General features: G+C 38.4%; 21 protein-coding genes. 20 read left to right on the top strand and 1 reads right to left on the bottom strand.

The features are described 5' to 3' along the window. Window positions 1–184: 184 nt before the first annotated feature. The 8 genes from NQ185_RS15660 (at window position 185) to NQ185_RS15625 (ending at window position 7483) form a co-directional block, all read left to right on the top strand. Window positions 185–1264 carry a family 4 glycosyl hydrolase gene (locus tag NQ185_RS15660; RefSeq protein WP_257582928.1) on the top strand — a complete coding sequence of 360 codons (1080 nt, stop codon included), beginning with the start codon at window positions 185–187 and terminating at the stop codon, window positions 1262–1264. Beyond that, the gene (locus tag NQ185_RS15655) at window positions 1239–1514 is read left to right on the top strand and encodes a family 4 glycosyl hydrolase (RefSeq protein WP_257582927.1); all 276 of its coding nucleotides are present in this window, start codon (window positions 1239–1241) and stop codon (window positions 1512–1514) included. Before NQ185_RS15660 ends, NQ185_RS15655 begins: the two co-directional genes overlap by 26 nt. Before the next feature lie 308 nt (window positions 1515–1822). Continuing rightward, on the top strand, window positions 1823–2770 hold the full coding sequence (locus NQ185_RS15650) for a carbohydrate ABC transporter permease (protein WP_257582926.1): 948 nt from the start codon (window positions 1823–1825) through the stop codon (window positions 2768–2770). A 20-nt stretch (window positions 2771–2790) separates the two neighbouring features. Then, window positions 2791–4122, top strand: a complete 1332-nt coding sequence (locus tag NQ185_RS15645; protein WP_257582925.1) for an ABC transporter substrate-binding protein — start codon at window positions 2791–2793, stop codon at window positions 4120–4122. A 47-nt stretch (window positions 4123–4169) separates the two neighbouring features. Further along, the gene (locus NQ185_RS15640; protein WP_257582924.1) at window positions 4170–5030 is read left to right on the top strand and encodes a carbohydrate ABC transporter permease; all 861 of its coding nucleotides are present in this window, start codon (window positions 4170–4172) and stop codon (window positions 5028–5030) included. Window positions 5031–5123: 93 nt separating this feature from the next. Further along, window positions 5124–5900 (top strand): helix-turn-helix domain-containing protein, encoded by a 777-nt coding sequence (locus NQ185_RS15635; protein ID WP_257582923.1) that lies wholly within the window; start codon window positions 5124–5126, stop codon window positions 5898–5900. 117 nt (window positions 5901–6017) lie between these two features. Beyond that, window positions 6018–6914, top strand: coding sequence for a phytanoyl-CoA dioxygenase family protein (locus NQ185_RS15630; protein WP_257582922.1), 897 nt, complete (start codon window positions 6018–6020; stop codon window positions 6912–6914). Between the two features lie 170 nt (window positions 6915–7084). Further along, a complete protein-coding gene (locus NQ185_RS15625) occupies window positions 7085–7483 on the top strand; it encodes a VOC family protein (protein ID WP_257582948.1) in 399 nt (132 codons plus the stop codon). A gap of 76 nt (window positions 7484–7559) precedes the next feature. Here NQ185_RS15625 and NQ185_RS15620 read toward each other — a convergent pair whose 3' ends face one another. Continuing rightward, window positions 7560–7694, bottom strand: coding sequence for a YuzL family protein (locus NQ185_RS15620; protein WP_257582921.1), 135 nt, complete (start codon window positions 7692–7694; stop codon window positions 7560–7562). A gap of 142 nt (window positions 7695–7836) precedes the next feature. Between NQ185_RS15620 and NQ185_RS15615 the strand changes: the two genes are divergently transcribed. From NQ185_RS15615 to NQ185_RS15560, 12 genes are all read left to right on the top strand, one after another. Next, the gene (locus NQ185_RS15615; protein ID WP_257582920.1) at window positions 7837–9294 is read left to right on the top strand and encodes an alpha-L-fucosidase; all 1458 of its coding nucleotides are present in this window, start codon (window positions 7837–7839) and stop codon (window positions 9292–9294) included. Window positions 9295–9327: 33 nt separating this feature from the next. After that, on the top strand, window positions 9328–10425 hold the full coding sequence (locus NQ185_RS15610) for a mandelate racemase/muconate lactonizing enzyme family protein (protein ID WP_257582919.1): 1098 nt from the start codon (window positions 9328–9330) through the stop codon (window positions 10423–10425). Between the two features lie 12 nt (window positions 10426–10437). Then, window positions 10438–11253: an SDR family NAD(P)-dependent oxidoreductase gene (locus NQ185_RS15605; RefSeq protein WP_257582918.1), complete on the top strand. Its 816-nt coding sequence runs from the start codon at window positions 10438–10440 to the stop codon at window positions 11251–11253. Further along, entirely contained in the window at window positions 11250–12023 is a 774-nt protein-coding gene (locus NQ185_RS15600; protein WP_257582917.1) for an SDR family NAD(P)-dependent oxidoreductase, read from the top strand. Before NQ185_RS15605 ends, NQ185_RS15600 begins: the two co-directional genes overlap by 4 nt. A gap of 21 nt (window positions 12024–12044) precedes the next feature. After that, on the top strand, window positions 12045–12935 hold the full coding sequence (locus NQ185_RS15595; protein ID WP_257582916.1) for a fumarylacetoacetate hydrolase family protein: 891 nt from the start codon (window positions 12045–12047) through the stop codon (window positions 12933–12935). A gap of 4 nt (window positions 12936–12939) precedes the next feature. Beyond that, on the top strand, window positions 12940–13353 hold the full coding sequence (locus NQ185_RS15590) for an RbsD/FucU family protein (protein WP_257582915.1): 414 nt from the start codon (window positions 12940–12942) through the stop codon (window positions 13351–13353). A gap of 475 nt (window positions 13354–13828) precedes the next feature. Beyond that, window positions 13829–14788: an AAA family ATPase gene (locus NQ185_RS15585; protein WP_257582913.1), complete on the top strand. Its 960-nt coding sequence runs from the start codon at window positions 13829–13831 to the stop codon at window positions 14786–14788. Beyond that, the gene (locus tag NQ185_RS15580; protein WP_257582912.1) at window positions 14789–15886 is read left to right on the top strand and encodes a DUF58 domain-containing protein; all 1098 of its coding nucleotides are present in this window, start codon (window positions 14789–14791) and stop codon (window positions 15884–15886) included. It begins immediately after the preceding gene. Between the two features lie 18 nt (window positions 15887–15904). Beyond that, a complete protein-coding gene (locus NQ185_RS15575; protein ID WP_257582911.1) occupies window positions 15905–17200 on the top strand; it encodes a DUF4129 domain-containing protein in 1296 nt (431 codons plus the stop codon). Between the two features lie 52 nt (window positions 17201–17252). Then, window positions 17253–18215, top strand: coding sequence for an acetylxylan esterase (locus NQ185_RS15570; protein WP_257582910.1), 963 nt, complete (start codon window positions 17253–17255; stop codon window positions 18213–18215). Window positions 18216–18293: 78 nt separating this feature from the next. Next, on the top strand, window positions 18294–19184 hold the full coding sequence (locus NQ185_RS15565) for an AraC family transcriptional regulator (protein WP_257582909.1): 891 nt from the start codon (window positions 18294–18296) through the stop codon (window positions 19182–19184). 115 nt (window positions 19185–19299) lie between these two features. Beyond that, window positions 19300–20808 carry an alpha-glucosidase/alpha-galactosidase gene (locus NQ185_RS15560; protein ID WP_257582908.1) on the top strand — a complete coding sequence of 503 codons (1509 nt, stop codon included), beginning with the start codon at window positions 19300–19302 and terminating at the stop codon, window positions 20806–20808. The last annotated feature ends 419 nt before the right edge of the window (window positions 20809–21227 follow it).

Genomic DNA, 21227 nt, shown 5'->3' with positions numbered 1-21227 from the left:
ACCAAATTAGAAATATGCTGTTTTTCAATAAATAAAATGACGTTTCGAGCAAATACAAAAGATTGAGACTTATTTATAATTAGGAATAATTGCAAAAAATTGCAAAAAGACTAAAAACTCATCAACATTTATTTTCCATCTATAAAAGCAATTATAATAATTTAGTTTTGGGGGTCAAACTATAATGGCAAAAATAACTTTTATAGGAGCTGGCAGTCTAGTTTTCACTAAAAATTTAGTGCGCGATTTATTAACATTCCAGGCATTTGAGGATATTACTATTTGTTTAATGGATATCGACGAGGAAAGACTAGGTTTTGCCAAAAAGATGGTTGAAGGGATTTTTGAAGCAGGTAATTATCATTCGGCAAAATTAGAATGCACGATGGACCGTCCCGAAGCATTAAAGGGGGCGAATGGTGTTGTATGTACCATTCTAGCCCATGATCTTGAAGTTTGGAGAAAAGACATAGAAATACCTAAGGAATATGGTGTGGATATAAATATTGGGGATACAAGGGGCCCTTCAGGAATATTCCGCTTTTTACGCACAGTCCCAATAATGTTAGAAATTTGTAGGGACATTGAAAGGTATTGTCCGGAAGCAATATTTCTTAATTACACTAATCCAATGGCTATGCTTTGTAGGGCAATGCAGGGTGAAACACAAGTTCAAGTAACTGGATTATGTCATAGTGTACAAGGCACTGCGCAAATGTTGGCAAGGTGGATTGGTGCACCAATGGAGGAAATTACATATGAATGTGCCGGAATCAACCATCAGGCATTTTATCTAAACTATAAATGGAACGGAAAAGATGCTTATCCACTTATTCGAAAGAGTATAGAAAATAACCCGGAAATTTATAATGAGGAACAGGTTAGGAATGAGATGTTCCTCCATTTAGATTATTACGTTACAGAATCTAGTGGGCATAATTCCGAATATAATGCTTGGTTTAGAAAACGTCCAGATTTAATAGAAAAGTATTGTACTCATGGAACGGGATGGAATCCTGGTTTGCATGCTATGATCGTTAAATCTTATGAAGCAAATAGAAAGAACTCAAAAAAACAACTGATTTCTTGGAGAGATGAACCGATTGATTTAAATAGAGGAAATGAATATGCCTCCTATATTTTTAATGCCGTTTTTGGAGATCAAACAATGTTTGATCTCCAAAAACGGCAATGTACGCAATTTAGGACTAATCGACAATTTGCCGGAAGGATGCTGCGTGGAAGTGCCTGTAATAGCTTCTAAACGTGGATTAAGTCCACTTAAGGTAGGAAATTTACCTGAGCAATTAGCCATTTTAATCAATACAAGTGCCAGATGCGAGGAATTAGCTGTAGAAGGAGCCTTAACTGGCGACCCACGTAAAATTTTCCATGCTATTTGTTATGATCCCTTAACTTCTGCAGTTCTTAGCCTAGCCGAAATTAAATCAATGGTGGATAAGATGTTTGAAGTAAATAAGGATTGGTTACCCCAATTTCAACATCTCACATAAAATTATGGATAAAAGGTCATAGGGAATTTATACTATTTTCCGATAAAATAAATAACTTTAAAAAACTCGATAAATTCCTGTTAATGCGAGTTTAAACATGTGTTTTCAACCCAAGTATTTAGGTTTTTTGACATATTTCCCTATCATGATTTGTCGATATAAAAATACAGGATTAAATCTATTATTATCGAAGTATTTTATAACAAATTATTCTTTAGTTTAGGAGGAGAGGCTTTAAATATTGAGAAAGGAATATCCAGTTCAAAAATCTCATTAACGGATTCTGATTGCATACTGGGGGTATAACTTTGACTAGTCCGCAGAAATTTTCGTTAGAAAAGACATCAAAAGAAATGGTTGTTAAACAAAATAGGCTTACACATCAAGAGAAGCAAAATTTAAAAAAAGGCTTAATTTTTATTTCACCTTGGTTAATTGGTTTCCTTGCATTTACTTTAACGCCATTTGCGATGTCTCTATATTATAGTTTTACAGATTACGATATTATCCAGTCACCCAAATGGGTGTGGTTTAAGAATTTTAAAGAACTGATGCACGATCAATTATTCTGGAAATCTCTTTATAACACATTTTATTATACTCTGTTTTTTTGCCCTTTAGGCGTCGTTGTAGGTGTTGGGATCGCATTATTACTTAATCTAAAGATAAAGGGAATGGCGATTTATAGAACAATATTCTATTTACCATCCATAGTACCTTTTGTCGCATCCTCTATTCTTTGGTTGTGGTTGCTAGACCCGCAATTTGGAGTAATCAACGCTGTGCTGGAGTATTTTGGCATTATGGGGCCGGGATGGTTAGTTGATCCACAATGGTCAAAACCCGCCTTGATTTTGATGGGGTTATGGGGGGTTGGAGGACCAATGATTATTTACTTGGCAGCATTACAAGATATTCCGAATGATTTATATGAATCAGCAGATATTGATGGAGCAACCTGGTGGCATAAAATTTTATTTATCACCATACCAATGCTTACTCCTGTCATATTATTTAATCTAATAATGGGCTTAATAGGCTCCTTTCAATACTTTACACAAGCTTATATTATGACGGGCGGCGGCCCAAATGATTCCACATTATTTTATGCACTGTACCTATATAATAACGCTTTTTCTTATTTCCATATGGGGTATGCGTCGGCAATGGCTTGGATTTTATTCGCTATTATCATGTTAGTTACCTTATTAGTATTTAAATCTTCAGCACGCTGGGTTTACTACGGTGGAGAATAATAAAATTTGGGGGGATTAAAGTGGGAATACGCAAAAAAAATCTTTTCTTCATAGTAATAATGAGTGTCATGCTATTAAGCTTAATGGCTTGTAGTTCCAATGGTTCGTCGAAAAACACAGCTAAAGATGGAGTAGTCGAAGTTACATATTGGCATATGTGGACTGGTGATTGGAAGAAGCTGATTGATAGTCTAGTAGATGAATTCAACGAAAGTCACCCAGATATTCATGTAAAGGCATTGTCCATTGCGGGTGACGCAAATTCAAAATTTTTAACTGCGCAGGCGGGCGGGGATCCACCTGATGTAATGACCCAATGGAATCAAGTTATTCCGTCTTGGGCAGAAAAAGGAGCAATCAAGTCCCTAGATCCATATATCAAAGCCAATGCTCCCGATTTAGAGGATTGGATGTACCCAATAGTAGCCGAAATTGGAAGATATAAAGATGAAATGTATGCGGTTCCGTTTTCGATGAATTCTTTTATGCTTTATTATAACAAAGATGTATTTAAAGAGGTTGGGCTCGATCCTGAAAACCCTCCAAAAACAATTCAAGAGCTGGATGCGTTACAGGACAAATTATGGAAAATGGATGATAGGGGCTTTATTGAGAGAATAGGTTTTATGCCAGGATGGTTAACTCAATGGTATACAGCTTTTGGTGGTCAATGGGTTGATGAAGAAGGAAACCCAACTGCAACAAATGAAAAAAATCTGGAAACATTAAAATGGTTTGAATCATATGCGAAAAAGTACGATCCCAAAAAAATTGCTTCTTTTCAAAAGAGTTTAGAGTCTAATACCACAAACAGTACTTGGCCATTTTTAACTGGAAAAACAGTATTTTCTGTTGACGGAATGTGGCGATTGTTAGACTTGCAGAATTACGCTCCCGACCTTGATTACGGTGTTGCTCCCTTGCCTTACCCAGAAATAGATGGAAAACCTAACGCATCTTGGATTAATGGAAATTATAACATTATACCAGAAGGTGCAAAACACCCTGAAGAAGCATGGAAATTTATCCTTTGGCTGACAGGATATAAAAACGAAGAATGGGCAGGTAATATGTTAGCAAAAGGTGGTTGGATTCCTGCCTCACCAAAAATTACTGAACAAGCAGGCTACCAATCATATTTAGATGAAATTCCATACAGAAACGGATTTGTTGATCTTTTCAATAGTGAGAATGTTCAAATTACCCCTGTGATACCTGTACAGCAGTATTATTGGGATCGCATAGGTGCGGCGGAAGAATCGGTAATGACTGGAAGTAAATCCCCTGAGGAAGCATTAGAAAATGTCCAAAAAGAAATAGAGAAAGAAATCGAAAAGATAAAATCTGAATAAATAAGAAAGGGAATGATTTTCCCTTTCTTTTAAAAGGAGATGGGTGAATGGGGTCTTACAACACGGGACTAAGCAAGAAAAAAAGACAAGCCATAAAGCAAGCAATAGCACACCTTTGTTTAATAATATTTGGTATTTCTTTTTTATTTCCGTTTGTCTGGATGTTGTCAACTTCCTTAAAACCTGAGGCTCAGATTTTTAAATGGCCGCCAGAATGGATACCAGATAAATTTATGTGGGGAAACTTTCCGGAGTCATTAACTTTTGTTCCTTTTGGTCTATACTTCCAAAATACTATGGTTATCTGCATTTTTACGGTATTAGGCACTATTTTATCGGCTGCAATTGTTGCCTATGGTTTCGCAAGAATTGAGTGGAAGGGCAGAAATGTTTTTTTCTTTATTATGCTAACAACGATGATGTTGCCATACCAAGTAATTATGATACCTCTTTTTTTAGTTTTTAAAGAAATTGGCTGGGTCGGTACATTTAAACCATTAATTATTCCCGCATTTTTTGGTACCAATGCCTTTTTTATCTTTTTACTAAGACAGTTTTTTTTAACCATTCCTTATGAGTTGTCAGATGCCGCACGAATTGACGGCTGTTCAGAATTTCGTATTTTTTGGCAAATTGTTCTACCATTATCAAAGCCTGCTCTTGCTACTGTTGGTTTATTTACTTTTATGAATAGTTGGAATGACTTTTTGGGACCATTAATTTACTTGAATGATGAATCTAAATATACAATAGCCCTTGGTTTACAACAATTTATTGGGCAATATGGAACTCAATGGGGGATGTTAATGGCTGCTTCAACAGTTGCGACCCTACCAATAATACTAATCTTCTTCTTTGCACAAAAAACCTTTATTCAAGGTATATCGACTACCGGAATAAAAGGTTGAATTGGACGGGATTTTATTGTGCAATCGCCTAGATATTGTGAAATCGTTAATAGAAATTTATTAGATCATCCAATATGGGAAGGTGAAGCATTGGTGTTAATAAATAGTAGTATAAATACTCACTCATCTAGATGGGATATGGGATTCCATAAACATCAGGCTTATGAAATATCGATATTACTTGAAGGGGATGCTGTGTTTCAATTTGAAAATACAGAGTATTTTTTACAAGAAGGTAATGTAGTGATCATTCCTCCAAATGTACCGCATCGTTTTTATGCGACTACTCCTGTTCGATGGGGCGTTATTGAGGCAACATTTATCCCAAAAGAGTTAAAAAAATTATTTTATCAATTAACTCATACAGAATTTCCACGAATTATAACGTTATTACAAATTTACAGGGAACAGTATGAAGTGCTGTTTAGGAATTGGCTGAAAATGAAATCACAACCTTTAATAGAAGAAAAAAAAGTAGTATGTACATGGGTAGAAATTTTTTTGCTGTTTTTACTACAACATTCTAAGACTAGTCATGTTCCAATTACGATAGAGACCACGGCAACATATATCCGCTCAAATCTTCATCAAGAAATACGAATGCGTGATTTAGCAATTCTATCTGGTTTTTCTGAATCAAATTTCAGGCGTAAGTTCAAAGACTTATACGGGGTTACCCCAAAACAATTTCATCAATATTATAGAATGGCAGAGGCAAAATGGTTATTAGTTTATACTAAAAAGTCTTTGCAAATTATATCTGAGCAAATTGGCTTTTCAAATATACATTCCTTTTCATCTTGGTTTAAACAAATTGAAGGATTATCACCTTCAGAGTGGAGAAAAAATAAAGGAGAGCTCGTTGTTTAATTAAAGTTCAACAATTAGGATAGTTGTATTAGATTTTTAGATTCGTAAGTATTTGACTATTATTTGATAGGGCAACATATACATATATAAAATAAATGAAGGGATAGGACAATTAAAATGATATTAAAAATGGGAAAACATGAATTGGAAATGGGAAGTAAATACCTAACAAATTTAAGAGATTCAAATGATATCTTAGATCAAACAGACAAGCTTCGAAAAAGGATGGAAGAGGAAGGGTATTTATTGTTTCGGGGATTTCATGATAGGGAAAAGGTATTAGCTGCTCGAAGGAATATTCTAGAAAAGTTGCAACTTGAAGGGAAATTAGCGGATGGCGAACCTATTGATGAGGGGATTATTGGACCACAAAATAAGGGAGGATTTTACGGAGGGGGAGGACTAGACTTCGCTTTAGAATTCCCTGATCTTCTTGAACTTGTCAATTCCCCAAAAGTTATGAGTTTTTTCAATGATTTTTTAGAAGGAACTGCAACCACTTACAATTATAAATGGCCACGTGCTGTGGGACGGGAAGGATTTACAGGAGCTCATTATGATATTGTCTACATGGGTAGAGGAACAAGAAATCTCTATACGATGTGGACACCATTAGGTGATACCCCCTTAGAACAGGGGCCTTTAGCAATTTGCTTAGGCTCTCAAAACTTTGAAAAAATAAAAGAAACGTATGGAAAAATGGATGTAGATCGGGATAGAGTTTCAAATGGTTGGCTATCAACAAATCCAATAGAGATTGTAGATAAATACGGTGGGCAATGGGCTACTACTCCATTTAGTGCTGGTGATGTTATCATTTTTGGTATGTTTACACTACACGCCTCCATTAATAATACTACTAATCGCTATCGAATTAGTGTTGATACACGTTACCAGCTAAATACAGAGCCTATGGATGAGAGATGGGTTGGAACTGAGCCTTTAGGACATACGAAACAGGATCCAAAAGAGCAGGTTACAATGGAAGAATCCCGTATTAAGTGGGGAATTTAAACGCTTGTTTTCCACCTGTTTTGCTTATGAAAAAAGACAGCTTTTTGATTCCGGGTTTTTCATATACAGACAAAACTCTTTTAAGAGAAATTGGAAAATACCAAGGATTCTAGTAAATGATGAAGAATATTATATATAGCTTAATTGGAAAGGAAGACTAATTGAAAATTATGGAGAAATTTAATGTTTTGGGATTCGGTCATGTGGGATTAAGTGTACGAGATGTTGAAGTATCCCGAAAGTTTTATGAAGATATGTTGGGTTTCAGTGTTGTTTGGGAACACTTCAATGAAGATGGTAGTCGAAGTCTTCTATTTATGGGGAATCAGTCCTGTGTTATCGAGTTTCTAGATGCGAAGCATGATAGGGTAGACGGGCTCAATGGGCCTATCAACCATTTATCTATTCTTGTAGATGATATAGAGGCAGCAGTGGCAGAACTTAAGAGTAAAGGCATTGTATTTGAATTAGACATAACTTTAGATCCAAATCTTTATCAAAATGGGGAGAAGTTCGCCATTTTTCGTGGACCAGACGGGGAGCGCCTCCAGCTAGAGCAAATTTTGTAAGGAATCATTTTTTAAAAATAAGCAAAACAGGCAGAATACATTTCCGCCTGTTTTACTTATGTAAATGATATACATATTAAAGTTCTTTCTTATTTTTCTTTCTTGCTGAATCCTTTTTGATCCCAGTTTCCCTTGCTGTCGTTCCTTGTCCCATCGTTTGTGATGATCCTAAACCGATTGTTGATGGGTCAGCTTTTCTTCCTTTCGACACGCTCCTCACCTCCAAAGAGTAGTATTCCTTAAAAATATTTACGTATACAGACAAAACTCTTTAAAGAAAAGTCGTAAATTATCAAGGATTCTAACAAAATATGAAGAATACTATATATAGTTTAATAGGAAAGGATGACATAATGGATAAACGCGAATATTTACAGAGGATTGACGACACGATTGCCAAAGGACGATTCAAAAATGATTGGGACTCATTATCGCAAATTCAAGTTCCGGAATGGTACAAAAATGCGAAATTCGGGATATTTATCCATTGGGGAGTATACTCGGTTCCTGCTTTCAACAACGAATGGTACCCGCGAAATATGTATATTCAAGGGTCAGATGAGTATAAGCATCATCTCGAAACGTACGGAGCGCATAAAGATTTTGGCTATAAAGATTTTATTCCGATGTTTCAAGCGGAAAACTTCCATGCTGTAGAATGGGCGGAGCTTTTTAGGAAATCTGGTGCGAAATATATTATGCCTGTTGCAGAACATCATGATGGATTTCAACTATATAGAAGTGAAATTTCCTCATTCAATGCACATGAAATGGGCCCAAAACGAGATCTGCTTGGGGAAATGAAGGAGGCCTTTGAAGAGCAAGGTTTAGAGCTTACGGTTTCGTCCCATCGAGCAGAACATTGGTTTTTTATGTCAGGCGGGAAGGAATTTGACTCTGATATTAAAGAACCTCTCGTTTGTGGGGATTTGTATTGGCCATCTATGCCAGAAACGGATCTTCATGATGTTCATTCACCAAAACCAACGGAAGAATTTTTAGAAGATTGGTTGATTCGCTGTTGTGAACTCATCGATCACTATCAACCAAAAGTTTTTTATTTTGATTGGTGGATTCAAACGGAAGCATTTAAACCGTATTTGAAAAAATTTGCCGCCTACTACTATAACCGCGCGGAGGAATGGGGCGTACAAGTCGCAATTAATTATAAATTTGATGCCTTTGTTTTCGGCAGTGCGGTGCCTGATATGGAAAGAGGCCACTTTGCAGAACAAAAGCCTTATTTTTGGCAAACATGTACGTCCGTCGCCCGGAATTCGTGGTGCTATACTCCAGGCAATGATTATAAGTCATCTATTGAAATCATTCAGAATCTAGTTGATATCGTTAGTAAAAATGGGGCGCTTTTATTAAATATCGGTCCAAAAGCGGATGGGACGATTCCAGAAGAAGATAAAGAAATTTTGTTGGCTGTTGGCGATTGGCTTAAAGTGAACGGCGAAGCGATTTACGATACGACTTATTGGAAAACGTTCGGAGAAGGACCGAATAATATTGAAGAAGGGCAATTTACGGATCAAGCGGCTAAATTTTTTACGAGTGAAGATATCCGTTTTACGAGAAAAGGAAGTCATTTATATGCAACCGTGCTCGTATATCCAGAAGATGGCCAAGTTCAAATCAAGTCGTTAGGAAAAAAATCATCATTTTTCCATGGATTGATTGAAGATATATCTATTCTAGGATTTGATGAAAAGCCAATATGGAATCAGGAAGAAGATGCGTTATTGCTGCAAACGTCAACAGTAAAAAGTGCAACCCCTGTCGTTTTTAAAATTGAATTAAACTAAAAAGTGAAGGCGTTAACTAAAGGAGGAATTTTATTGAAGATTACTCACGTTGAAACGTATTTACTTGATGTCCCTTTAAAGCAACGAGCCATTACCGATTCGCAAACTAGACTTGAGGGTGTTGAATTTATCGCGATTCGCATTGATACAGATGAAGGGATCAATGGCTGGGGTTTTAACTGGAATTATACGAAGGGAACAAGGGCCGTCCAAGCGATTATCGATGATACATATGCTCCAAGATTAATAGGTAAAGACCCAGCTCTCTATAAAAATGTTTTAAAAGAGCTTCATTATACGAATCATTTTATTGGGCAAGTCGGTGTTACCCGCGTTGGGCTCTGTGCCGTTGAAATGGCTCTATGGGATATAAAATTAAAGGTTGCTAATTTGCCGTTATGGAAATACCTCGGACCAGTCAAAGATAAGGTGAAGGCATACAACACGGATGGCGGCTGGCTCCAAGTGACGCAAGATGAACTGATTCGTGATATGACGGCTTTGATTGAACGCGGATTTGATGCTGTAAAAATGAAGGTCGGATTGCCTAATCCACGAGAGGATTACGAAAGAGTGAAGGCGGTCAGAAAAGCGATTGGCGATGACATCAAATTAATGGTCGACGTCAATACAGTGTGGGATCTTAAAACATCGATCGTATGGGGCCGAAAGTTTGAGGAGTTCGATGTGTACTGGCTGGAAGAACCGATGAATCCATTTGATAAAAAAGCCCATGCGGAATTGGCTCGCACTCTAGACCTGCCAATTGCTGTCGGTGAGACGATTTATACGAAATATGATTTCCGTGATTATATTGAGATGGGAGCGGTCGATATCGTCCAAGCGGATGCTACGAAACTATCAGGAATTGATGAATGGCTCGATGTTGCAGCTCTCGCTCGTTGTTATAATCTCGAGGTTATCCCACATACAAATGTACAGCAAAAATTGCATGTACAGTTAGCGGCGGCTTCAATGAATGTTCCGATGGTTGAATATTGCTATGAGTCGATCGCCGACATTTGGGAAAATCCCATTTCAGTTGTAAATGGCTATTATACTTTGCCGGAGGAGCCAGGATTAGGGTGTAAATTCACGGATAAGGTGCTTTCGGAATGCCGAATTGGGTAAGGAGGATTACAAGTGAAAAGACTAGAAAACCGGGTGGCGCTCGTAACAGGAGCAAGTAGAGGAATTGGTGCGGCCATTGTAGAGCGGCTTGCCGAAGAAGGTGCTTATGTCGCCATCAATTATAAATCGCCGGAACAGAAAGAAGAAGCGGAAAAGGTCCTTTCCAGCTTACAAACTCATTTTTCAGGAAAATATATGATCGTTGAAGCAAATGTAGGCGTGAAAGATGAAGTAGATCGTATGGTTAACGAGGTTGAAAAGACACTCGGTCCAGTAGAAATTTTAGTAAATAATGCAGGTATTGCTCCCTTTCAGCCATTTTTAAATGTCACCGAAGATATATGGGATGCGACATATCAAACAAATGTAAAATCCATTTTTCTTACCTCTCAGAGAGTAGCACCTCAGATGATACAAAAGCGATATGGCAAAATCATTAATATCGCATCAACGGCTAGTTTACTGGTGACGAGCCCAATTGTACCTCATTATATTTCATCAAAGGCAGCAGCGCATCAATTGACAAAGGCTCTCGCCATTGAACTTGGCCAATATAATATTAACGTGAATGCAGTCGGACCGAGTACGATCGATACAGAGATGTGTCGTGAATATTTAGCGGATCCAGCTATACGTGAAAAAGAAATTGAAGCAAATCCAATGAAAAGATTAGGAACCGAAAAGCAAATCGGCGATGCCGTCGTTTTCCTAGCATCTGAAGAAGCGATGCAAATTAATGGTCACCTTTTAATGGTGGACGGAGGTTTAACGGTAAAAGCAGCGCAACCGGAAGATCATATGCAGCAGGAGCGGGAGGCGTTAACGTGAGATTAACTGGAAAAATTGCTGTTATAACCGGTTCAGGAAGCGGAATCGGGAGAGCAACGGCTCTTCGTTTCGCCTCTGAAGGTGCTCATGTGATTGTCAATGATATTAATCAGAAGCATGGTGAAGAGACAGTCGAGGAAATCAAACAGAATGGCGGAAATGCATCATTCTTTTTGGGAGATGTGACAAAGCCTGACGATGTTCAAGCTTTAACCCAATTCGTGATGGAGAAGCATGGAAAAATTGATATTTTATTCAATAATGCAGGAATCAGTAATGTAGGAAGGGTAGATGAGGTCGAACCAGATGTATGGGATAAGGTGATGAACGTCAATGTAAAGGGCGTTTATTTGCCAAGTAAATATATTGTGCCTCATATGATGGAACAAAAAAGCGGGTGCATCATTAATATGTCATCGTGCGCTGCGGAGATTGGGCTTTTAAGAAGAGCTTTATACTCAGCGACAAAAGGAGCGGTTCTTGCTCTGACAAAAGCGATGCAGGTCGACTACGCCCCATATAATATTCGTGTGAATGCGATTCTGCCAGGTACAATTTTCACACCATTTGTAGAAAACTATTTAAAATCCGCCTACGATGACCCGACAGAAGCAATTGCTGGGATTAAAAAAAGACAATTAAGCGGTGATCTAGGAAAACCAGAGGATGTTGCAAATGCTGCATTATTTTTAGCGTCAGATGAAGCATCATTCATGATGGGCTCACCCCTTTATATTGATGGCGGAGCAACTTTTGGTAAAAATGCATAAGATTTGAGAGGAGAATGTAAAGTGAAACTATTAACTTTTGTAGACCAAGGGGAACAAAAACTAGGTGTAAAAACGGATCATGGAATCATCGATATTTCTGCATCCGTCAAAAATGGCATTAATTTTGATATAAAAACGGATATGATGGATGTTATTTCCGGTTTTAAGGAAGAAGTGGCAAGACTTCAAGATTTTATTGACTATTCGATTAGTGAAAATAAAGCTGTTTTTGTGGATGAGGAGGAAATCACTTGGGGGCCAAGCGTCACGAGGCCGCATAAGATTATATGCATCGGCTTGAATTACAGAAAACACGCCGATGAAACGAACGCTCCTTATCCGGAAGTCCCTATTTTATTCAATAAATTCGACAACACGTTAACGGGACATAAAGACGAAATTCCAGTTCCGAAAGTGACGAAGAAACTAGATTACGAGGTAGAGCTCGGAATCGTCATTGGTAAAAAAGCAAAGTACATTAATGTAGATTCTGCATTGGACCACGTTTTTGGGTATTGTACCGTAAACGACCTGTCAGCAAGGGATTTGCAATTGAGAACACCACAATGGCTGCTCGGAAAGTCATGTGATAAATTTAGCCCGGTCGGACCTTACTTAGTTACGGCGGATGAAGTAGGAAATCCCAATGACCTTTCATTAAAAACATATGTAAACGGGGAATTGAGACAAAATTCCAATACATCGGATATGATTTTTAATTGTGCAGAAATCGTGAGCTATATTTCGCAGCATATGACATTGGAGCCTGGTGATATTATTTTAACAGGTACACCAGAAGGCGTCGTCATGGGCTATCCAGAAGGCGAGCAGCATTATCTTAAGCCAGGCGACGTTGTTACAGTTGAAATAGAAAAACTAGGTTCACTTACGAATTACTTTACCCGGGAGTGAGAAAATGCTAAAAGGGATCCCTGCCATTCTTTCGCCCGACTTAATGAAAACGTTAATGGAAATGGGCCATGGTGATGAAATCGTATTGGCGGATGGAAACTTTCCATCTGCCAGCAACGCCAAGCGACTTATTCGCTGCGACGGTCACGGTATACCAGAATTATTGGAAGCCATAATGCAGTTCTTTCCTTTAGATACATATGTTGATCGCCCTGTAGCGTTAATGGAAGTCGTACCCGGCGACCCATATGAGGCAACGATTTGGAAGGAATATGAGAAAACAATCGGGTCAACCATTTCCATTGAATACGTTGAAAGATTCGCCTTTTACGAGCGGGCGAGAAATGCATTTGCCATCGTGGCAACAAGTGAAAAAGAACTGTACGCGAATATTATATTGAAAAAGGGTGTTATTTAGTTGAGGGCTTGCATGTAGATGCAAGCTTTTCTAATTCGTGGTCTGTTCTGGCATGCTCTGCTAGATGATTCGGCGATTCTATTAGAAGATTGGTGACTTCTATTAGACGATTCGGCGATTCTATTAGAAGATTGGTGACTTCTATTAGACGATTCGGCGATTCTATTAGATGATAGCGGGCTCTTATTAGACGATTCGGCGATTCTATTAGATCATAGCGGGCTCTTATTAGACGATTCAGCGATTCTATTAGATGATTGGGACTCCTATTAGACGAATCAGCAATTCTATTAGATGATTGCCGCACTCTATTAGCCGTCGCGCGAATCTATTAGCCGTCCCGGCGAATCTTTCGCCTATCTGAATCTATCATTATTCCTGAATCACATTCAATAAAAAAATAGTGTATAATTAAAATAATCTAAAACTTTCGTATAATAATCTCAATACAGGTATGGAAAAGGAGTCGTGTTTCATGGAATTATCAAAAATAAAAGATCTTGCCGATCAGGTAAAACAGAATATTCAACAAGTAATTGTCGGGAAGGAAGAAACGATTGACCAGCTGCTTGTAGCGTTGATTTCCTCAGGACATGTGCTGCTTGAGGATGTGCCGGGTACAGGAAAGACGTTGTTGGCGAAGTCATTGGCGCAATCGCTTTCTTGTTCTTGTAAACGCATCCAGTTTACCCCCGACTTACTTCCGTCCGATGTGACAGGGATCAATTTTTATAATCAAAAAATAGGAGAATTTGAATTCCGCCCAGGACCTATTTTTTCGAATATCATTCTTGCCGATGAAATTAATCGGGCTACTCCTAGAACGCAGTCGAGCCTTCTCGAATGTATGGAGGAGCAGCAGACGACGATTGATGGTGAGACGCATATACTAGAAAAGCCTTTTCTCGTCATTGCGACTCAAAACCCACTTGAGAGCCAAGGAACGTTTCCTTTGCCGGAAGCTCAGCTCGATCGCTTCTTATTAAAATTAAACTTAGGCTATCCTTCTAAAGAAGAAGGCATTGCCATTTTAAAACGGTTTAAGGAAAAAAATCCGATTCATGAATTGTTGCCGATTGCAAGCAAGGAAGCGATTGTTGACGCGCAAAGACTGTATTCAAAAGTATATGTAAGTGACGATATGCTGAGCTATATCATGGAAATTATTGATAAAACACGAAATCACGAGCATATTGAATTAGGTGTCAGCCCGCGGGGAAGTCAGGCACTGCTCAAAGCTGTCCAAGTATATGCATTATTAAAAGGAAGGGACTATGTCATTCCGGATGATGTAAAAGCGATGGCTAAGCCAGTTTTAGCGCATCGACTCATTTTAGCCCATACGATGAGGCTGCGGGAAAATCAAGCCCACCTATTATTAGATGAAATCATTGATCAGGTGGCGGTTCCGGCAGAAGAATTGACGGTGAAGTAAATGAATATTGCGTGGTTTATTTTGATTACGTTTGCGGTAGTCGGCATTCAAGCGTATATCTACCATAAATGGGGTCTACTGCGAATTGAATATACGCGGTCATTTAATGAAAAAGCAGTTTTTGAAGGCGAAAAAATTGAAATGATTGATGAAATTTCCAATAAAAAGTTGCTTCCGATTCCGTGGCTTCGGCTTGAATCGAAAATAAGTGCAAACCTGCAATTCCAAAGAAATTCCGCCACTGATAATGAAATCGATAGCGGTGATTACCACCGAACGTTATTTAGTTTAATGCCCTATCAAAAAGTGAAGAGAAGACAGTTTTTGACGTGTACGAAAAGAGGGCATTACCAATTTAAAACGGTGTCCTTATCAACGGGCGATGCATTCGGAATAAGTGAAAGGTTTAAAAGTGTCTCATCTGCTGCAGAAATTATTGTATATCCTCGTTTAGTTCCGATGGATCATATTCCGTTGCCCGCCCATAGCTGGTTAGGAGATATTATCGTGAGGCGTTGGATTATTGAGGATCCGTTTTTGACGGCGGGTGTTCGTGATTATGCGTATGGGGATCCTTTAAACTCGGTTAATTGGAAGGCGACCGCACGGACGAATCGTCTTCAAGTGAGTAAAAAAGATTATTCTGCAGATCATCACTTAATGATTTATGTGAATTTTAATCAAACAGAAGATTTTCGGATTCCGATTATCGATGAAACCGTGATGGAAGAAGCACTTTCCTATGCTGCCTCCATTGCCCAATATGCGATTGCAAATGGGATTGAGACTGGCTTTGGCTGCAATGCCTATTTTGATGAAATGGATAAAAAGCCGATTCGAATTGAACCTGAAAATAGTAAACAGCAGCTTAACTATCTATTTGAAACACTGGCAAAAGTAAAAATAGGGACAAGTACATTTTTTGACTTTTTCTTTCAAGAAGACGTAGATCGTCATTTGGAAGGAACGGATATTCTCCTAATTACAGCGATCGTAACAGATGGAATGAGAGAAACAATCAAAAAGCTAGAGGCGCAAGGAAATTCTGTGGAAGTTCTTCCTTTGGAATCTGACATTTTATTAAAAAAGGCGAATTGATAAGGAGGTATACGACTTTTGAAAACATTTATCATTACTATCATTCAAGGTTTATTTGAATACCTTCTTTTCTTTCCGCTTGTTCTAATGGCTGGAATTTTAATTATGCCTGAAAGGTTATGGACTTGGATCCCTGTTCTTTTTTGTTTGTTTATAGTTGGTGTTCTATTTCGAACGCTTTTTTCTGAGCAAAAATGGTGGGTATATGCTGTTTGTGCATTTGTATTTGCACTGATACCAACTATTATGTTTGGTGAGCATATTTTTACATACATATTATTAGGAATCATTCATCCTATTTTTATTTACCGGGGAATGATGTACGTGGGCCGTAATTGGGAAACAATACTCCCTACATCCTTTATGTGGTATGGAGGATTTGCCATCTATTTTGTCGGCTATCTTCTTTTTCGGTATGTTGATAAATTCCAATCCTATTTGTCTATTATTTCAATATGTGGAGCGGCAATAGTCATCATGATTCTTTTTATATCGAACGGCGAGCAATTGCGTGCTTCAACGCTCTCAAAAGAAAAGAAACCATTTATAAGCCGAGCCATCAAAAACCAAAACAGGGTTTATCTTCTATTGACGACTGTTGTTATTCTTCTCTTGACGAATGGAAAAGTGGTGCAAGAAGCTGTTTTTCATGCATTTAAAGGTTTGATTCAAATGATTTTATGGCTAGTTGGGACGGACGAAGGGAAGTCTGTCGCCCCCGAATCAAAGCCTCCTGCTCAGATGGGGCTCGGATTAGAGAAAGGTGAGGCTAATCCCTTTTTGAAGTTTTTAGAAATGCTGTTCATGTATGTATTTTATGTTGTCTTGGCGGCACTAGCAATTGGAGTTCTGCTTTTGTTTATAAAAAAGGTGAGGATGCTAGTAAAGCAATGGATCAGCAAATTCATCGCATTTTTGAAAACTATCATTTTCAGGTCAACTGACTTAGCGGAATCAACGCAATATATAGATGAAAAAGAGAGTGTCTTTGATTGGAAAGAATGGAAAGAGTCGCAACAAGAAAAAGCAAAAGGACTTTTTGAGCAAATATTTAAACGCGAACCACGGTGGGATTCCTTAACAAATGAACAAAAGGTCCGGTATGTATATAAACAATTTTTAAAGCAAAATAAAAAAGAGGCGGAATTCAAGCCCTCGAAAACTCCTCGGGAAACAATAGAGATATTAAAGACCTTGGTGAATGAAAAAACAACAGCTGAGGAATTGCGGGATGCATATGAGCAGGTAAGATATGGTGAGCGTGATGTGGAAGAGAGTAGAATTAAGGATTTGCGATTGCTTATTAAGGAGTAGGGCAGGAATGCACCTAGCATACAATAACAATATATAGATGGAGGCAAAAGATATGCATATAGATATGCCGATACATGAATTAGAAACGTATATGGGGAAAAACCCGAAACCATCCGACCACGAGCAATATTGGGGACGAGGTCTCGCTGAACTGGACGAGCTGCCGCTTCAATATGAGCTTGTTCCTGCTGATTTTCAGTCCAATATTGCGGATTGTTATCATTTATATTTTACGGGTGTAGGCGGTGCAAGGGTACATTGCAAATACGTCAAACCGAAAAATGTGATGCAAAATGGACCCGGTTTAGTTATTTTTCATGGATATTCCGGCAGCAGCGGAGAATGGATGGATAAAATCTCCTTTGCTGCAGAAGGCATTACCGTTTTAGCGATGGATTGCCGGGGGCAAGGAGGCTTATCGGAGGACAATTTGCAAGTACAAGGTCCGACGATAAGAGGACATATTATTCGTGGCTTGGAGGATGCAGATCCTGATCGTCTTTATTATCGAAACGTCTTTTTAGATACAGTGCAAACAGCAAGAATCTTAATGTCGATGGCCCACATCGATCCGAATCGAGTCGGTTCATACGGTTATTCCCAAGGTGGTGCACTTGCAACAGTTTGTGCGGCATTGGAACCAAGAATAAAGGAACTCGTTGCAGTTTATCCGTTTTTATCAGATTACAAGCGTGTATGGGAAAACATGGATATTAGTAATTCTGCATACGAAGAGATCTCCTACTATTTTAGAGTATGCGATCCCAACCATTTAAGAGAAAAGGATATCTTCGAGAAGCTTGGATATATCGACATTCAACATTTAGCTGACCGAATAAAAGCCAATACCCTTTGGGTGACAGCACTTAAAGATAACGTTTGTCCACCATCTACACAATATGCAGCCTATAATAAAATAAAGGCAAAAAAAGAAATATTATTATTTCATGAGTTCGGCCATGAGCATTTATATGGTTTAGCAGATAAGGCATTTCAAATTTTTCGTTCGTTATAATAAGGAAAATGTTAAGGCAGGTTCTTCCGGGGCCTGTCTTTTCTAATAGTAGATACACTAATCAAGGGAGGGTTGCACATGTCCATCACCAGCATCTTTCACCCAGAATTAGTACAAGAACACTATTTCCCTAAAGTGAATGCTTACTATTTTAAGCAATGGGAAGATTATGAAATGGATTATCATGCACATAAAGATGTGGAGATCATGTATGTCATTAATGGAGAATGCATTGTAGAAACATTATCGGAAGCAATTTCTTTAAAAAAGGGCGATTTTATTTTGCTGGATTCGAATATACCTCATCGGCTCATTGTTGCTGCAGGCCTACCGTGCAGAATGTTAAACGTGGAATTTACCTTCATAAATTCGAGCGGGAGTTTTCCATCCATTAAAGAAGTGGCTCTTGAAGACACAGCTTTATCCGATTTTTTAAACATGAATATTCCTTATATCGTATTAAAGGATCCGAACGAGATCTATCATACTCTTAAAAATCTTGTTCTTGAAAGTGATAAAAAAGAAGAAAAGCAGATGATGGTTCAGCTGCTTTTATCTCAACTACTTATCCAGATTGCGAGGATGGCTGTTGAAGATAGCGAAATCAAAAAGGGAAATCAGCAAGCGAATGCATATGTCAACCAAGCGATTGAATTTCTTCACCATAATTATGACTGCGATTTGAAACTGGAAGACATCGGGCGTGAAGTCAATTTGCACCCTGGTTACCTACATAGGATTTTTAAAAAAATCATGAAATGCACGATTATGGAATATTTATCTACATTGCGAATGGAGAAGGCGAAGGCACTTTTAACTCATACAGACATTCCTATTATTGAAATCTCGCAATATGTTGGGATCAATAGCAGTCAATATTTTAGTCAACTTTTTAAAAGATATACGAGGATGACACCTATTGATTTTAGAAGAAATTTCTCAAGTCAAATAGAAAAGTATAGAACGTAGGAAGTTAAGATTTTAAACATTACGACCGTTAAAAAAGTTATAATCCTGCAATATTTTGAATTGAATGATTGTTATGATGAAAGAGTCTTATTTTTATGAAAAGGAGATATGCCTAATGTCATTTAAAGTAGCTTTCATTGGTGCAGGTAGTATTGGCTTTACGCGGGGACTATTACGCGACCTTCTCTCAGTGCCTGAATTTCATAATATTGAGGTAGCTTTTACAGATATTAACGAGCACAATTTGGACATGGTAACTCAGCTTTGCCAAAGGGATATTGACGAAAATGGACTGAATATTAAAATCCAACCAACACTTGATCGCAGAGAAGCGTTTAAAGACGCAAAATACATTTTTTCGGTTGTGCGCATCGGGGGACTTGAAGCGTTCCAAACGGATGTCGATATTCCATTAAAATACGGTGTTGACCAATGTGTAGGTGATACATTGTGTGCAGGTGGAATTATGTATGGGCAGCGTGGAATTGCGGCAATGTTAGATATTTGCAAGGATATACGCGAAGTAGCGGATCCGAATGTGTTGCTGCTCAATTATGCGAATCCAATGGCGATGATGACATGGGCTTGCAATAAATACGGCGGGGTAAGGACGATCGGCCTTTGCCACGGTGTACAAGGCGGACATTGGCAAATCGCGACGGCTCTTGGTTTGAAAAAAGAAGAAGTAGATATCATTTGTGCAGGAATTAATCATCAAACATGGTATATCAGTGTTAAACATAATGGAGAAGATTTGACGGGAAAAATCCTGGAAGCGTTTGAAAGCCACCCTGAATTTAGTCAAACGGAAAAAGTTCGTATTGATATGCTTAGACGATTTGGCTATTACAGTACAGAATCGAATGGTCATTTAAGTGAATATGTTCCTTGGTACAGGAAACGTCCAGAAGAAATCAATGACTGGATTGATTTGGGCGTTTGGATTAACGGTGAAACCGGTGGATATCTCCGCGTCTGTACGGAAGGAAGAAACTGGTTTGAAACCGACTTTCCCAATTGGTTAAAAGAAAAACCAATGGAGTACAAACCGGAGAGCCGCAGTGAAGAACATGGCTCATGGATTATTGAAGGGCTTGAGACAGGACGAGTTTACCGCGGGCACTTCAACGTCGTCAATAATGGAGTTATTTCCAATCTTCCGGATGACGCCATCATTGAAGCACCTGGGTATGTCGACCGCAACGGAATTAACATGCCACATGTCGGCGATTTGCCATTAGGCTGTGCAGCGGTTTGTAACGTAAGTATTTCTGTTCAAAGACTCGCGGTGGAAGCTGCCGTTCATGGGGATGATCTTCTGCTTCGTCAAGCAATGATGATGGACCCTCTGACTGGTGCAGTCTGCAATCCGAAAGAAATTTGGCAAATGACAGACGAGATGCTCGTGGCCCAGGAAAAGTGGTTGCCGCAATACGGTAAAGCGATCGCGGAGGCAAAAGAGCGCCTTGCATTAGGCAATCTTCTTCCAACGAAAGACGATTATAAAGGGGCTGCACGCATTAAGGTAAAAACGGTTGAAGAAATGGCGCAAGACCGAGAAGCCTCAAGTAAAAATGCCGTGGAAGCGGATAAGGCGAAGGAGCGGCCGGCTGAGGTGAAGTAAATATATAGTTATTTATAGAGTGATACGCAGAAATATACTGCGATCACTCTTTTTTATCGTTTACCAAGAAACTAAGGTAAACTATAAATCGGGAAGTTTGTGGATAACTTTCATAGGCTCCTATCACTTTGCTTGTTTTAGGGCGAACCTAAGAGAAGAAGTTCTTTCGGTAAAAAAAGTATAGGAAAAGTAGACGTGTAAGAATTTATTTCACGTTTAACTCATCATATGCCAGATGAGCGTTTTAAATAATCAAACCTTATGGAAAGTACTAAAGGTGAACGGAAAATGATTTAGTGTACTTTTATTCGACAAGAAGGAATTTTTTTAAAACAGTAATTTTAATTGAAGAAAAAAATGACCATTGTAAATATAATAAATAATTTATAATATATGTGATTGTGAGTATATAATTTAAC

It is taken from the genome of Lederbergia panacisoli, assembly GCF_024626525.1.
Taxonomy (GTDB): Bacteria; Bacillota; Bacilli; order Bacillales; family Bacillaceae_C; genus Lederbergia; species Lederbergia panacisoli.
Note: the sequence above shows the minus strand (reverse complement) of the source record. Positions and strands in the feature narration are given on the sequence as shown.